This window comes from Streptomyces sp. NBC_01232 (assembly GCF_035989885.1).
Lineage (GTDB): Bacteria > Actinomycetota > Actinomycetes > Streptomycetales > Streptomycetaceae > Streptomyces.
In genome coordinates, this window is sequence record NZ_CP108518.1 from 1,292,662 (window position 1) to 1,308,343 (window position 15,682).

Sequence of the window (15,682 nt, forward strand, 5' to 3'; positions counted from 1 at the left end):
TCTCTGGCGCCGTGCGAGGGCGGCTGTCACCATGCCTGCGTGACCGCGACCCTCCCCCGGGACACCCGCAGCGGCGGACCGCGCCGGTGGCCTCTGCTCGGCAACCTGCCCGCCTTCACCCGTGATCCGCTGGCCTTCTTCGAGTCACTGCGCGACGGCTACGGCGACTGGGTGCCCTGGGCGCTGGGCCCGCAGCGCAACATCCTGGTCTCCCGGCCCGAGCACGCCGGCGAACTGCTGGGAGCGGTCGAGTCCACCTTCCGGCCGACGGAACTGGGCTGGGCCTTCCGCCAGTTGCTGGGCAACGGGGTGGTGGTCGCCACCGGGGACGACTGGCGGCGCAAGCGGGCGCTGGTCCAGCCCGCCGTACGGCCCCGCCAGGTGCGCTCGTACGCCGCCACGATGGTGGAGTGCGCGGACGCCCTGGCGAGCGGCTGGCGCGCGGGCGAACGGATCGACGTGCACCGGGAGATGGCCGGGCTCACGCAACGGATCGCGGTGCGCACGCTGTTCGGGAGCGACGCCGCCGGCCGGGAAGCGCCGATCAGCGCGGCCATGGCCACGGCCCAGCGGGAACTGGGGGCGGAATTCCGGGGGCTGACGCTGTTCCTGCCGCCCTGGGTGCGCACTCCGGGGCGCCGCCGGATGCGGGAGGCCGTGGCGGTGCTCGACCGGGAGATCGAACACGTCATACGGGAGCACGAGGCGGCCTCGGCCGCGGGCGCGGAGCGCGACGACCTCCTCAGCCGGCTGCTCGCGGCCCGCGACGAGAACGGCGGCCCGCTCTCCCGCAAGGAGCTGCGGGACGAGTCGATCACCCTCTACATCGGCGGCCACGAGACCACCTCGACCACCCTGACCTGGGCCTGGCAGCTGCTGTCGGGCGCACCCGCGGCGCGGGCCCGGCTGACGGAGGAGCTGGACCGGGTGCTCGGCGGCCGGCTGCCGACGTACGAGGACTACGCGAGGCTGCCCTGGACGCAGCAGGTGATCAAGGAGGCGCTGCGGATCTATCCGCCGATCTGGCTGATCTCGGCGGTGGCCACGGACGGGGCGACCATCGGCGGGCGGGCGGTGCCGGCCGGGACCTCGGTATGGACCAGCCCCTGGTCGGTGCACCGGGACCCGCGGTGGTTCCCGGACCCGGAGGCCTTCCGCCCCGAGCGGTGGGACGAGGACGCCCCGCATCCGGTGCCCGAGCACGCCTGGTTCCCCTTCGGCGGCGGCCCGCGGGCCTGCCTGGGGGCGCGGTTCGCCCTGGTGGAGGCCGCGCTCGTGCTGGCCGTGCTGGCGCAGCGGTTCCACCTGGACAGCGGCCGCGAACGCGCCGGGGTCTTCCCGGGACTCACACTGCAGCCGACCGCCCCGGTCCTGGCGACGCTGCGCCCCTCGCCCTAGGTGTCCCGTTCGACAGTGATCCCAGCGCCGGTGAAGAAGGCGTGGGCCCGTTGCCAGAATGTTGCCGAGCTTCTTGATGCCGACGTGCACGAGCTCGCCGGGCTTCTCGCGTTCGTAGCGGCGCATGACGTGCCCGGTCGCGCGGTCGAGGCGGGCCAGCCGGTAGCGGGTCAGGGCGCGGTGGACGGTCGAGGGGACAAGGCCGAGCAGGACCCGGGTGCAAAGCAGGCGTCTCAGCTCTCGGCGGGGCGGCGGGCTGGTCTGCTTTCCGGGAATCGGATCGCCGTCAACGAGGTTGGTGGGGACGAGCCGTTAATCGCCATCAACGGGGTTGGTGGGGGATGAGCCGTTATTGGAGGGCCATGCGAGCGATTCAGGTGTACGAAGTGGGCGGTCCCGAGGTGCTGCAGGAGGCCGAGGTGGACCAACCGCGGCCGGGTCCGGGCGAGGCGATCGTGGAGGTCGCCGCATCCGGGGTCAACTTCCTCGACGTCTATCACCGCGAAGGCCGGTACAGCCTCCCGCTGCCCTTCACCCCGGGCGCTGAGGGCGCCGGCACGGTCCTCGAAGTTGGACCCGGCGTCGCTGACGTCGCGGTCGGGGACCGGGTCGGTTGGGTGGAGATTCCCGGCACGTATGCCGAGCGGGCCGTCGTGGACTCCTCCCGGCTGGTGCCGCTGCCCGACGACATCGGCTTCGAGACAGCCGCCGCCGTGCTCCTCCAAGGCATGACCGCGCACTATCTCGTCAAGGACGCCTACCCGGTTCAGGGGGGCGACACGGTGCTCGTGCATGCGGCTGCTGGTGGCATGGGGCTGCTTCTGACCCAGCTCATCACCCATCTCGGCGGCAGGGTGATCGGCACGACGTCGACCACGGCGAAGGCCGAGCTGGCGAAGCGTGCCGGGGCCGCTGAGGTGATCCTTTCCTCCGCAGTCGACGATCTCGCGGCCGAGGTGAGGCGGCTCAACGGCGGTCAGGGACTGCCGGTTGTCTTCGACGGCGTCGGCGCGCACACCTTCGATGCGAGCCTCGCCAGCCTGCGAACCCGCGGCCATCTCGTGCTCTTCGGCGCGGCAAGTGGTGCCGTGCCTCCGTTTGATCCGATTCGGCTCGCCCACGGCGGTTCGCTGACCCTGATCCGGCCCAGCCTCGGGGACTTCATCGCCGATCGGTCCGAACTGCTCCGGCGGGCCGCCGATGTGTTCGAGTGGGTGCGCTCCAAGGCGCTCGAGGTCACCGTAACGGGCCGCTACGCATTGTCCGAGGCCGCCCAGGCCCACAGCGATCTGGAGGCTCGGCGTACCACCGGCAAGCTGCTCGTCGTACCCGATGCGGCCGCTATGGGACGCCGCGAGGAGACGCAGAGCTGATCGCGGGTGACGAGGTCGGGGATCTTGGAGACTGAGATGTCGAGGGCACGGCCGACCGTCATCGCCAAGATCCCCGACCGCTTCAGGCACTCGGCAGGCCAAGATCAAGTTCTGGAGGGTTTCGGGCGTCGGGGTCCCACCCCTTCAAGATCCCTCAGCCGAGACCTGGCTCACCCGTCCACAACCTCCCGGGACAGACCACCTACTGGGGAGCTCTTTCGGCCTGCCCCGGGAAGATCCGGCGCCCACCGCAAGTTAGTAGAAGCGTGAACAACATGACGCGGGGTGCGGACGTGCCGGTGGACGTGGACGTGGTGGTCGTCGGCGCCGGGCAGGCGGGCCTGTCCAGCGCCTACCACCTCACCCGGGCGGGACTCGACCACGTGGTCCTGGACCACGCGCCCCGTCCGGGCGGGGCCTGGCAGTTCCGCTGGCCCTCGCTCACCTACGGCAAGGTCCACGGCATGCACGCCCTGCCCGGCATGGAGCTGACGGGCGCCGACCCGATGCGTCCGTCGTCCCAGGTCGTCGGGGAGTACTTCGCCGCCTACGAGGACCGCTTCGACCTGCGCGTACGCCGCCCCGTGGACGTGACCGCGGTACGCGAGGGGGATGCGGGCCGGCTGCGCGTGGAGACCTCCGCGGGCATCTGGTCGGCGCGCGCCCTGATCAACGCCACGGGAACCTGGGACCGGCCGTTCTGGCCGCGCTACCGGGGCCAGGAGACCTTCCGCGGCCGCCAGGTGCACACCGCGAACTATCCGGGGCCGCAGGAGTTCTCGGGGGCGCGGGTGATCGTCGTGGGCGGCGGCACCTCGGCGGTGCAGCACCTGCTGGAGATCGCCGAGGTGGCGGCGGAGACCACCTGGGTGACGCGGCGGCCCCCGGTCTTCCGCGACGGGAGCTTCGGCGAGGCCGAGGGCCGGGCCGCGGTGGCCCTGGTGGACGAGCGGGTGCGCCGGGGGCTGCCGCCGCAGAGCGTGGTCAGCGTGACGGGGCTGCCCCTCAACGAGGCGGTCCGGGCCGGTCTGGCCTCGGGCGTGCTCGACCGGCGACCCGTCTTCGACCGGATCACCCCCGCCGGCGTCGCCTGGGCGGACGGGAGCCGGGTGGACGCGGACGTCATCCTGTGGGCCACCGGGTTCCGCGCGGCCGTCGACCACCTCGCCCCGCTGAGGCTTCGCGAGCCGGGCGGAGGCATCCGGGTCGAGGGGACCCGTGCCGTGCGGGACGAGCGGATCCACCTGGTGGGCTACGGCCCGTCGGCGTCGACCATCGGCGCCAACCGCGCGGGCGGCGCCGCGGTCCGCGACATCCGCCGGCTCCTGAACCGGCAGAGGGCCGTAGTGCCGGTGGCCGCAGCGCCGGTGGCCTGAGCCGTCGGGCGGGAGCGCCCTCTAAGCTGGCCGTTTAACCTCGGCGCGAGATGAGCCGGGCGAGTGTCTCTGTGGGCCAGCAGAGCCATGCGAGAAGCGGGCTCATGACCAGGAACCAGTGGACACTGATTCGGCCCTGCTCCTTGTCCAGGATCGCTGGTGCCTCATCCCGGTAGACGTAGCGGAGGTAGCGACGGCGGACCGGCGCTCCAGCCATCAGCGGCACTGGCGAGGCGACAAGGATGGCCAACGGGACCAGGACTTTCGCAGCGGTGAGCTTCGCCTTCTCCTCATATCGCATGCGCTCAGCCTGTCGTCTAACCTCAACTCCTTGAAGGGGTGGGTATGGATCAGGCGGTCTTCGAGTCCATCAGGTACTCAGCTGGGTGCCAGGACTGCGGTGCGGAGTTGGAGTGCTGGGGCGTCCAAGCCCTGGTCCACGGCTCCTTGCGATGGGACACGGAGTCCAGGTGTTCAGCCTGCGGGTTTGCGATAGCTGACTGCGGCGGTGATCTGCCTTCCGAACTACGGGGGCGGCTGCTCTCCGAGCGGGGACCAGCCCGCCTCCAGGTGGATCCATCAGCGAGGAACGCTGCGATCATGCGGGTTCTGCGGGCAGAATTTGGCATAGGTCTCGTGGAAGTCAAGACCCTGCTGAGCGAGGTCTTGGCGGGAGCCCACTCAGGCACGATGCCTGAGATGGAGTTCCTGGCCCGCAAGCTGCGCGCGTCTGGCGTCGATGCTGTTGCCGCTCGGCCGTAGAGACCCTGAGCTGGCCATTCAGCTGATTCTCCGGGGTTTCGTGCCGACCTTGTGGTGTGCTGGGCGGGCGTATGCCTCGCCCGTGGCGAGGACGCGTCCGACTTCGTAGCGGGTGGCAGGCCGCTGGTTCTTCGAGCCGAGCGGTCGGCCTGGGCCGGGGCGGGTGGGTTTCGGTGCACCGGCTGGCGTGCCGGGAGGCTGTCGCGCAACTGCCGCCCGGCAGCAGTCAAGACCTCGGTCTGGCCTTGTGATCGAAGAGTTTGCTGAGGTTGTGGACCGCGCCGAGGAGTTTGATCTCGGTGTCCACGCCGTCGTGGCCGCGGTAGTTGAGCCGGCGTCCGAACCGCTGGAAGAGTTGGGCGAACCCGGGCTCGACCAGGGCACCCCGTTGTCTGTACTGCTCCTTTCCCAGTGGTGTGGCGAGGCGGACTGCCATCTCGTGCTGGCCACCCCGTGGACCTTCGCGTTTCGCCTCGAAGCCTGCCTGGTGGGCCTCACTGGTCACCGAGACAAGGAGTGGAAAGTCAGCGAGTGCCTCGAAGGCCGAGGTAGAGGCATATCCGCTGTCGGCGAGCCAGAGCTGGATCGGCTGCTCTATCCCAGCGCCAAGGCAGTTGACCTGCGTCTTGTTCACCATGGGGACGAGGGCGGTCATGTCGGACGGGTTGTCCTGAACCTCGATCGCCAGGAGAAGCTGACGGCGGGCGCAGGCGATCTGGATGTTGTAGCCCTGGACGAACCCGCCGCGCTTGCAAAGCATCATCCGAGAATCAGGATCGCTGAGCGAGGCCTGAGCAGTCGAGGAAGGATCCGGCCTCGGGCTACGGGCCCGCTCAAGCCATGCCTGGGCGTTGACCAGCCGTTTTCGTTGCCGGACCAATACGGTCTTGTGCTCCATCGGCACCGGTGGCCGGCCGTTGGCTCCGCGAAGCCCCGCCACCAGGTCCGCACGGGTCCGTTCGGCGTATTTCTCCAGCTTCTTCCGGTGGGCCTCAGATTCCGCGTTCAGTCGCTTCTCCGCCCGAGCCACCATCCGCTCGGCGGCCTCCACCTTGAGCCGGATCTCCCCAGCCGAGGGAAGAGCACGCTCGAAGAGCTTCTGTCTGGCCGCAGCTGCCCGGTTGAGCCGGTCCAGCAGCCGCGAAAACCGAGGCCACTCGTTCCGCACCACGTCGCTGTCCGCGTCCTCGGCCCCATCAGGTTGCAGGTCTCCGGCCACCATCGTGTCGATCTCCGCTTCACACTCCGAGATCACGCGGTCAAGCCGCTGCAGGCGTTGGTTCGAAGCACGTGAGGCGTTCGCCTCCATCGGAGAGCCGTCCACTGCAACAGCTGCGAGGTCAAGCAGCCCTTGTTGACGACTGCACATCGCAAGGACCTGCACAAACAACAGCTTCAAAGCCTCCCGATGACGTCGGACGAAGCGAGCGAGGGTGGAGTGGTCGACTCTTCGGTTCGCGGTGATGATCCGGCAGCCCACGTCATCGAAGCATGCCTGTTCGATCTTGCGGGAAGAGCGGATTCCCTTGCTGTAGCAGTACAGAAGCAGCGCGATCAGAGCCTGCGGAGGATAGGCCGCCCGGCCCTGACCGTCATCGCGGTAGCTGTCCACGAACTCCGACAGATCAAGGTGATCAACGACCTCTAGCACCTTCCAGCACAGGTGGTCGGGTGGCAGCCACTCCCGCACGTCCTGCGGCATCTCAAGCACACGGTCACGGTCACACGGGAGAAAGTTCCGACCCACAGATCAAGGCTCAGACGCCCCACAGAAGACCAGAACCGAACATCGGCTCGCACTTGACCACCAGTGGCCGGCAGTTGTGCGACAGCCTCCCGGTCTTCGCCCGCAGGTTCCTGAACCCCCGCCGGTGGGAGTCTGTTCGGTTCTGCCGGCCGCTCCCATGGCCGTCGGAGGTCGCGCGCGAGCGGGCGGGCGAGGCGAAGCTGAACGTGCGCGGCCAGGACGAGCCAGGTCCAGCGGTCGGCGGCCTGCGAGTCTCGCAGTTTCGGGCGGGCCAGCCGAGTGTCTGCTTGAGCAGGCGGAAGGTGTGTTCCACGTCGAAGCGCCGGAGGAACGCCTGCCAGCACCGGTCGACGTCGTCGGGGCTGGCGCCGGTGCCCGACCACCACAGCCAGACGGGCTTGTTCACCCCGCCGCTGGGCAGTTTCGCGACCGTCAGGCGCATCACGGTGCCCTCGATGATCGGCAACGGGCCCTCGTGGTCAAGCCACGCTGCCCTGCGGGTGAGCCGTGGGTGTAGCCGGTCCCAGGCTGGGGCGGTCGCGGTCCCGTATCGGTTGGTGTTGGTGACGGTGACCGCGGTGACCTCGCCCCATGTGGCCGGGTCGCCGAAGACGAACTCGCCTCCGTGCTTGGGCGGGCGGCCGCCTTGCGGCGGGCAGATCCATGGCACGGGGACGGGTTTGCGCATGACCCGGTCCGAACGGAGCCGGCCCAGCACCTCGACGGGAAGATCACTCAGGAGGTGGGCGATGCGGGGCGCGTCGTAGCCGGCATCGAGGACGACCAAGATGTTCGGGGCCCCTGCCTGCCACTGGCGGGCTTCCACGAGGCGTTCGACGACATCGCGCACCTGGCTGGCGGTGACCGCGGCCAAGTCGGTGCCGGGCTCCAGCCGGATCGCGTCCAGCAACGCGGTCCACGAGGTCCTGCCGGTCTCCAGGGCGGCGACGATCGAGTACGGCCAGCCGGGCACCATCTGGTTTGCCCAGGCCGCGTCCGAAGGTATGGCAGAAGGACCGGTCCGAGGAAGTGTCGGCGTCCGGCCGCAACCACGGGGAGACGTCCACGGCCAGCACCAGCCGACCGTCGCCGGCTCGGGGAAGCGGGACGCTGGTCAGTGCCCGCCTCAGCCGGGCGACGTCGATCCGACCGTGGTTGATCCCGGAGTACAAGGCCCCGTGCCCGCGCCGATGCTCGGGAGCGAGCGCCAGGTCCACGAGGGTGCGGACCGGACCGTCGGTGCACAGCAACGCGTCGCAACTCGAACAGGACGTCACTCCGCGCGGTCAGGCACGCGTACAACTCCGAGCGGAACTCCGCCACCACCGTCAACGCGTCTCGTTCAACCTCGTGCCCGACCATCCTGTCGCTCAGCACAGGATCGACCCGCGGCCCCTCACGCAGCTGGTGAACTGGGAAAACACCGAACAAGTTCGACCCTCGTTCGACGCCGGACCATAAACGACAAGCTAAGGCCCTGTCCTCAAAGTCCCGTCTGGCCCGCGGCGCCCGACCGGCGCTACTTCGACGACAGGACCTAGCGCGCCCCGACCGGGAATTCACGGTCCGGGGTGGCGGCGGCCTGCGCCTCCTCGGCCGCGTAGACGCGGACCGTTCCGTCCCGCACGTCGACGACCGGGTACCGCCAGTTCTCGGTGGGCCCCGGGACCAGGACGTGCGGGATCCGCAGGTCCGCGTCGTAGACCAGGAGGGAGACGATGTCGTGGAGCCACTCGCCGATGGTGTACCCCTGCTCCGGGTGGTCGTCCGGACCGCCGATCCGGATGACGAAGAACCGCTCCTCCAGCCAGTGGCCGCCGTCGTCCAGCCACTGCCCCTTCAGGAGGGGCACGCCGTCCACCCACAGCCGCGCCTCGACGGGGCCGCCCCGCAGCAGCATCACCGCGCTGTGTCGGTCGCCGCCGCTGAAACCGACCCGGATCCCGTGCGGGCTGTAGCAGTCGATGAAGGAGCTGCACGCCCCCGGGACCGGGCCGCTGCGGCTGAAGGGACGTCCGTCCGTCCGTGGCCCGGGGTCCTGCCCGCAGACCTCGGGGGCGCGGCAGGCCCGGTCGACACGCCGGGAACAGCCGAGCCCCATGGCCGCGAGATCGCGCGGGGCCGCCCGCGAGAGCAGTTCGGCGAGGCGGTCGCGGTAGCGCTCCTCGCCGATGAGCGCGACGAGACCGTTCTGCTCGCGCCACCACAGGCGCAGGTCCACGCCGGCCGGGGAACGGGCCAGCCAGTCCGCCCAGGCCGCGGTCTGCGACCCTCAGCGTTCTTCGATCAGGTGCCGCCGGGCGGCGTCCACCCGCTCGGCGCGTATCGCCTCCTCGGTGCGTACCGGTCCCTCGGCGCGCATCGCCTCCGGCTCGGCGCTCCCGCCGGTCCCCGCTGGCAGGTCCTCGCCGGCCGCGGGGGCACTCGCCCCGCCGCCCGACGGCTTCGTCCTCCATGGCCACTTCACGGCTCGACCCCCTCGGTGCCCGCGCATCCCGCAGCCGCCGATCGTAGGTCCGCCCCCGGAGCCGGCGCCCCTCATTTCCCGGCGGGACCGGCCTGACCTGTGCGGGGGCCCGCGTTCACGCGGAGCCGGTTGAACTCCGCCACGTGCTTCTTGTGTTCCTCGTACGTCGCCGAGAAGCGGGTGTCGCCCTGCTTGACGGTGACGAAGAACAGCCAGTCCCCGGGGGTGGGGGCAACCGCGGCCGCCATGGCCTGCAGTCCGGGGCTGTCGATGGGCGTGGGCGGCAGTCCCTGGCGTTCGTAGGTGTTGAAGGGGCTGTCGATCCGGGTGTCGCTCAGCGTGGTGTCCAGGGTGCTGCGGTTCAGCGCGTAGTTGATGGTGGAGTCCATCTGGAGCGGCATCGACTTCGCGAGCCGGTTGTGCACGACCCGTGCGACCTTGCCCATGTCGGCGCGGCTCTCGGCCTCCGCCTCGATGATGCTGGCCAGGGTGGCGGTCTGGTACGGGGTCATCCCGTGGGCCCTGCCGCCGTCGGCGACGGCTCTGGTGGCGAGCTTCTCGTTCGCCGTCCGCACCATGTGCGCGAGGAGCGTGGCCGGAGTGGAGCTCGAGGTCACCGGGTACGTCGCCGGGAAGAGGTAGCCCTCGGGATTGCCCTTGGCCTCCGCGGGCAGGGCCAGCCCGGCGGTGGGCACCGCCGCCTTGGTGGACCCCGGCGGGAGCTTCAGCTCGCGGTCGACCGCGGCGTACACCTGCGGGGCACGCCAGCCCTCGGGGATCAGCAGGGTGCGTGGCGTCTGCGGCGCTTCGCCACCGCGCAGTATGGGAATCAGGAGGGCCGCACCGATCGCGATCAGCGTGCCGAGGAAGAGCGCCAGCCGGCCCCGGCGGGTCAGCCGGGAACGGCGCTGCGGCGGCCAGTACTCATGACGCATGCGGGAACGCTAACCCGCGATCCATCACATTTCCGGCATCCGACCCGTGCGCCGGTCATACGGTCACACATTCACCGGAGCCAGCTGGACGCCCTCGGGCGGCTCGGGCGTCAGCGCGGCGTCGCGGTCCCGACGGACCAGGGCGGCGTACCGGCCGTCCGCCCTCAGCAGCTCCTCGTGGGTGCCGCGCTCGGCGATGCGCCCGGCGTCCAGGACCACGATCTGGTCGGCGTCGCGGACGGTGGAGAGACGGTGCGCGATGGTGATGGTGGTGCGGCCCGCGGTGAGGTTGTCGATGGCCTGCTGCACGGCGTGCTCGGTGCGGGTGTCCAGGGCGCTGGTGGCCTCGTCGAGGATCAGCACGGGCGGGTCCCGCAGGATGGTGCGCGCGATGGCCAGGCGCTGCTTCTCGCCCCCGGAGAAACGGTAGCCGCGCTCGCCGACCAGGGTGTCGTACCCGTCGGGCAGGGAGGTGATGTGCTCGTGGATCTGGGCCGCACGGGCCGCGTCGGCGATCTCCTCGTCGGTGGCCTCCGGCTTGGCGAAGCGCAGGTTGTCGGCGACCGAGGCGTGGAAGAGGTAGGTCTCCTGGGAGACCACGCCGATCGAGCGGGCCAGCGAGTCGAAGTCCAGATGGCGCACGTCCACCCCGTCGAGGGCGACCCGGCCGCCGGTGACGTCGTAGAGCCGGGGCACCAGGTAGCTGAGCGTGCTCTTGCCGGAGCCGGTCGGGCCGACCACGGCGAGGGAGCCGCCGGCGGGGACGGTGATGTCGATGCCCGAGAGGGTCGGGCCGTTCTTGGCCTCGTACGTGAAGTGCACGTCCTCCAGGGTGACCTCGCCCTTGGCCCGGTCCAGCCGCACCGCGTCCGCGCGCTCGGTGATGTCCACCGGCAGGTCGAGGTACTCGAAGATACGGGCGAACAGCGCGAGCGAGGTCTGTATCTGCACGCCGGTCGACAGCAGGCTCACGGCGGGCCGGAACAGGCCCTGCTGGAGGGTGACGAAGGCGACGAGGGTGCCGACGGAGAGCGAGGGGGCGCCCGTCTGGAGGGCTATGCCGGCCGCCCAGTAGATCAGCGCGGGCATCGCGGCCATCACGATGCCGATGGTGGACATCCGCCAGCGCCCGGCCATGCTGGAGCGCACCTCGAGGTCGACGAGCTTCTCCGACTCCGCGGAGAAGGCAGCGGTGAGGGACTCGGAGCGGCCCATGGTCCGGCCGAGCAGGATGCCGCTCACCGACAGCGACTCGGTGACCGTCGCGGCCATGGCGGCCATCTGTTTCTGCCGCTTCGTCGTGATCCTCTTGCGCTCGTGTCCGACCCGCCGGCTGATCCACACGAAGACGGGCAGCAGGAGCAGCGAGACGAGGGTGAGCCGCCAGTCGAGCGCGAGCATGGCGACCACCGTGGCGATGACGGCCGTCAGGTTCGAGACGAGCGAGGTCGCGGTGGAGGTGACGGTGGCCTGCATGCCGCCGATGTCGTTCGCGATGCGGGACTGCACCTCCCCGGTGCGCGTCCGCGTGAAGAAGGCCAGCGGCATCCGCTGGAGCTGCGCGTAGACGGCGGTGCGCAGGTCGTGCATGACGCGCTGGCCGACGGTGGTGGAGATGAAGGTCTGGAGCACACCGAAGACGCTGGTGACGACGGCGGTCAGGATCATGCCGAGCGCGAGCAGGCTGAGCAGCCCCGTGCGGCCCTCCGGGATCGCGACGTCGAGTATCTCGCGGAGCATGAACGGCGAGGCGACGCCGACCAGCGAGGAGGCGCCGACCAGCAGGCCGACGACGGCGAGCCGGCCGCGGTAGGGCCGGAACAGCCCCACGATGCGACGCAGCTCCCTCGGCTGCTCCGCGGGGGCGGGACGGGTGGGGTCGATGGGCTCTTTCGATGGGATCCACTTCGGTTCGTCGTGTGGCATGGGCACCCTCTCGGGGGTCAGGAGTCGAGGTCGTGGCGCGGTCCCCTCCGGCGCAGTCGGGACACCATTGGAGCATAGGTCATTGTTACCTATGCTCACAATGAACGGCATCCTGATATCGTTCCCGCATGAGCTCCGCCTCCGACAGCGATCGTCTCCTCGCCGAACAGCTCCTGCGCCTGACGCGCAGGCTCCACCGGATCCAGAAGCGCCACATGGTGCCGCTCGGGATCACTCCCGCCCAGGGTCGTTTGCTGCGCCTCGTCTCGCACTACGAGGACGACCGGGCACCCCGGATGGCGGATCTCGCCGCGCGTCTGGAAGTCGTCCCCCGCGCGGTCACCACCCTCGTGGACGGCCTGGAGGCGGCCGGGTGCGTAAGGCGCGCACCCGATCCCGCGAACCGCCGCGTCATCCGCATCGAGCTCACCGACACCGGCCGCGCCACGCTGCGCCGTCTGCGCAACGCGCGAACCGACGCCGCGGAGGAGATCCTGGCTCCGTTGACCGCCGGCCAGCGCGAAGTGCTCGGCGGTCTGCTGAACGCCCTGTCGGACGCCCCGGCGGAGCACACCTGCTGAGTAGGCCACCCGTGGGCCCGGACGACGCGAGGGGTCGCAGATGCCGCTGCTGGAACCGAAGCCGGGGGCGCTGCGCCCCCGCAGCATCAGCGGCCCCGCCCCCGACCGGGTCCCCGCGCACCGGGCCGGCGGCACGCCGGAACCGCTGCGCACCGAGCTGACCGAGCTGCTCGGCCCCGGGAAGGTGCTCTGGAAGGTCTCCGACCTGGTCCGCTACGCCTCCGACGCCTCCCCCTACCGCTTCGTGCCCCAGGTCGTGGTGATCGCCGAGAACATCGACGACGTCTCCACCGTGCTCTCGTACGCCCACGGCCGACAGCGCGAGGTCGTCTTCCGCGCCGCCGGGACCTCGCTCAACGGCCAGGCCCAGGGCGAGGACATCCTGGTCGACGTACGCCGCCACTGGGCCGGGATCGAGGTGCTCCAGGAGGGCCGGCTGGCCCGGATCCGGCCCGGCACCACCGTGGCCCGGGCCAACGCGGCCCTCGCCCGCCACGGCCGGATCCTCGGCCCCGACCCCGCGAGCGCCCTCGCCTGCACCCTCGGCGGGGTCGTCGCCAACAACGCGTCCGGGATGACGGCGGGCACCACGCGCAACTCCTACCGCACGCTCTCCTCCCTCACCTTCGTCCTGCCCGGCGGCACCGTCGTGGACACCGCCGACCCACTGGCCGACGAGGAGCTGGCGCGTGCCGAACCGGCCCTGTGCCACGGTCTGATGGAAATCAAGCGGGAGATCGAGGCCGACCCGGCGCTGGCCGCGCGGATCCGCGCCAAGTACGAGATCAAGAACACCACCGGATACCGCCTCGACGCCTACCTGGACGGCGCCACTCCCGTCGAGATCCTGCGGGGGCTCATGGTCGGCTCGGAGGGCACCCTCGGCTTCATCTCCGAGGTCGTCTTCGACACCCTCCCCCTGGACCGCGAAGTCTGCTCCGCCCTGCTGTTCTTCCCGTCGCTGCCCGCGGCGGCCGCGGCCGTCCCCCTCTTCAACGAGGCGGGCGCCGTCGCCGTCGAGCTGATGGACGGGAACACCCTGCGCGCCTCGGTCAGTGTCGCGGGGGTGCCCGCCGACTGGGCGGACCTGCCCGGGCCGACCACGGCCCTGCTCGTGGAGTTCCGGGCGCCGGACACGGCCGGCCGGGACGCCTGTGCGCGCCGGGCCGCCCGCGTCCTCGACGGGCTCGGCCTGGTCGCCCCGGTGGCCTCGGTCACCAACGCCTTCACCAGCGACCCGAAGACCGTGGGCGGCTACTGGCGGGCCCGGAAGGCCTTCGTCACGGCCGTCGGCGGAGCCCGCGCCCGGGGCACCACCCTGATCACCGAGGACTTCGCGGTGCCCCCGTCCCGGCTGGCCGAAGCCTGCGAGGCGCTCCTCGCGCTCCAGGCGGAGCACGGCTTCGACGCGGCAATCGCCGGTCACGCGGCCCACGGCAACCTGCACTTCATGCTGGCCTTCGACGCCGCCGACCCCACCGACGTCGAGCGGTACGCGGCCTTCATGGAGGCCTTCTGCCGGCTCACCGTGGAACGGTTCGACGGCTCCCTGAAGGCCGAGCACTCCACGGGCCGCAACATGGCCCCCTTCCTCGAACTGGAATGGGGACCGCAGGCGGCGGGCCTGATGTGGCGCACCAAGCGGCTCGTCGACCCGGACGGGGTGCTCGCCCCGCGCATCCTCCTCGACCGGGACCCGCGGGCCCATCTGCGCGGCCTGAAGACCATTCCGCAGGTGGAGGCGGTGGCCGACCCCTGCATCGAGTGCGGCTTCTGCGAACCGGTCTGCCCCAGCCAGGACCTGACGACCACTCCGCGCCAGCGGATCGTGCTGCGCCGCGAAATGATGCGCCAGCAGCCCGGCTCACCGGTGCTCGACGGCCTGCTCGCCGCCTACGGCTACGACGCGGTGGACACCTGCGCGGGCGACTCCACCTGCAAGCTCGCCTGCCCGGTCGGCATCGACACCGGGGCACTGATGAAGGACTTCCGCCACCGCCGCCACGGCCCGCGCGAGGAGGCCGCCGCCGCGCTGGCCGCCCGGCGGTTCTCGGCCGCCGAGTCCGCCGCCCGGCTGACCGTGGCCGCCGCCGGCCTGATCCCCTCCCGCGTCGGGGACCGGGTGCTGGAGGCGGTCACCGGGGCCGCGCGCAAGGCCGTACGTCCGGACCTCGTTCCGCGGTGGCTCGCGGAGCTCCCCGGCGCCGCCGCGCAGCGGCTGCCCGCGACCCGACGGGTGGGCGCCACGGCCGTGTACTACCCGGCCTGCGTCAACCGGATCTTCGGCAACCCCGGGGGCCGCACCGGCCCCTCCCTGCCGGAGGCCGTGGTGGCCGTTTCGGAGCGGGCCGGGCGGCCCGTCTGGATCCCCCGGGACGTCGGCGGTACCTGCTGCGCGACGATCTGGCACTCCAAGGGCTACGAGGCCGGCACCCGGGTGATGGCGAACCGGATCGTCGAGGCGGCCTGGGGATGGACGGCCGGCGGGCGGCTTCCGCTGGTCGTCGACGCCTCCTCCTGCACACTGGGGCTCGCCCGCGAGGTGGTCCCGTACCTCACGCCGGAGAACCGGGCCCTCCACGCGGAGCTGCGCGTCCTCGACTCGGTCGTGTGGGCCGCCGAGGAGCTGCTGCCGCACCTGGACGTCCGGCGCACGGTGGGCTCGGCCATGCTCCACCCCACCTGCTCGATGCGCCACTTGGGCGACGAGGACGGGCTGCGGGCGGTCGCGCAGGCGTGCGCCGACGAGGTGGTGGTCCCGGTCGACGCGGGCTGCTGCGCCTTCGCGGGCGACCGGGGCATGCTGCACCCGGAACTGACGGCGTCGGCCACGGCGCGCGAGGCGGCGGAGGTGACCGCGCGGGCCTTCGACGCCCATCTGTCGGCGAACCGGATGTGCGAGGTGGGCATGGACCGGGCGACGGGGCGGAGTTACTATTCGGCGCTGCTCGAACTGGAGCACGCCACCCGTCCGTGAGCGCCGGGGCGTGCGACCCCGGTGACCAGGCACCACGTCAGCGGTCGACGCCGCAAACCTGCTGGCTCCGAGACTCCGTCCGCGGAAAATCGATTGCCCGCCGCCGGTCCGGAAGGCGAACCTTGCACGGTTTGAACCAC

Annotated in this window: 10 protein-coding genes and 3 pseudogenes; 5 read left to right on the top strand and 8 right to left on the bottom strand. The window is 71.1% G+C overall.

Going from position 1 to position 15,682, the window contains the following annotated elements; all coding sequences use genetic code 11:
- Positions 1-39 precede the first annotated feature (39 nt).
- Positions 40-1,398, top strand: a complete 1,359-nt coding sequence (locus OG444_RS06235) for a cytochrome P450 (protein ID WP_327261178.1) — start codon at positions 40-42, stop codon at positions 1,396-1,398.
- Positions 1,399-1,455: 57 nt separating this feature from the next.
- Here OG444_RS06235 and OG444_RS06240 read toward each other — a convergent pair.
- Positions 1,456-1,608: pseudogene (locus OG444_RS06240) on the bottom strand (IS481 family transposase); the annotation flags it as partial.
- Positions 1,609-1,760: 152 nt separating this feature from the next.
- Here OG444_RS06240 and OG444_RS06245 point away from each other — a divergent pair.
- On the top strand, positions 1,761-2,771 hold the full coding sequence (locus tag OG444_RS06245) for a quinone oxidoreductase family protein (protein WP_327261179.1): 1,011 nt from the start codon (positions 1,761-1,763) through the stop codon (positions 2,769-2,771).
- 275 nt (positions 2,772-3,046) lie between these two features.
- The gene (locus OG444_RS06250; RefSeq protein ID WP_327266675.1) at positions 3,047-4,147 is read left to right on the top strand and encodes an FAD-dependent oxidoreductase; all 1,101 of its coding nucleotides are present in this window, start codon (positions 3,047-3,049) and stop codon (positions 4,145-4,147) included.
- A 780-nt stretch (positions 4,148-4,927) separates the two neighbouring features.
- Here the strand turns inward: OG444_RS06250 and OG444_RS06255 are convergent.
- The 7 genes and pseudogenes from OG444_RS06255 to OG444_RS06285 form a co-directional block, all read right to left on the bottom strand.
- A pseudogene (locus tag OG444_RS06255) lies at positions 4,928-5,095 on the bottom strand (NF041680 family putative transposase); the annotation flags it as partial.
- A 40-nt stretch (positions 5,096-5,135) separates the two neighbouring features.
- Positions 5,136-6,611, bottom strand: coding sequence for a transposase (locus tag OG444_RS06260; protein WP_327266676.1), 1,476 nt, complete (start codon positions 6,609-6,611; stop codon positions 5,136-5,138).
- Positions 6,612-6,766: 155 nt separating this feature from the next.
- A pseudogene (locus OG444_RS06265) lies at positions 6,767-8,018 on the bottom strand (NF041680 family putative transposase); the annotation flags it as partial.
- A gap of 175 nt (positions 8,019-8,193) precedes the next feature.
- Positions 8,194-8,877 (bottom strand): hypothetical protein, encoded by a 684-nt coding sequence (locus OG444_RS06270; protein ID WP_327261180.1) that lies wholly within the window; start codon positions 8,875-8,877, stop codon positions 8,194-8,196.
- Between the two features lie 51 nt (positions 8,878-8,928).
- A complete protein-coding gene (locus OG444_RS06275) occupies positions 8,929-9,123 on the bottom strand; it encodes a hypothetical protein (RefSeq protein ID WP_327261181.1) in 195 nt (64 codons plus the stop codon).
- A gap of 71 nt (positions 9,124-9,194) precedes the next feature.
- Complete coding sequence (gene mltG, locus OG444_RS06280) at positions 9,195-10,058, bottom strand: endolytic transglycosylase MltG (RefSeq protein WP_327261182.1); 864 nt, start codon at positions 10,056-10,058, stop codon at positions 9,195-9,197.
- 63 nt (positions 10,059-10,121) lie between these two features.
- Positions 10,122-11,984, bottom strand: coding sequence for an ABC transporter ATP-binding protein (locus tag OG444_RS06285; RefSeq protein ID WP_327261183.1), 1,863 nt, complete (start codon positions 11,982-11,984; stop codon positions 10,122-10,124).
- Between the two features lie 128 nt (positions 11,985-12,112).
- Between OG444_RS06285 and OG444_RS06290 the strand changes: the two genes are divergently transcribed.
- Entirely contained in the window at positions 12,113-12,565 is a 453-nt protein-coding gene (locus OG444_RS06290; protein WP_327261184.1) for a MarR family winged helix-turn-helix transcriptional regulator, read from the top strand.
- Between the two features lie 40 nt (positions 12,566-12,605).
- Positions 12,606-15,542: an FAD-binding and (Fe-S)-binding domain-containing protein gene (locus OG444_RS06295; RefSeq protein ID WP_327261185.1), complete on the top strand. Its 2,937-nt coding sequence runs from the start codon at positions 12,606-12,608 to the stop codon at positions 15,540-15,542.
- Positions 15,543-15,682: the final 140 nt, after the last annotated feature.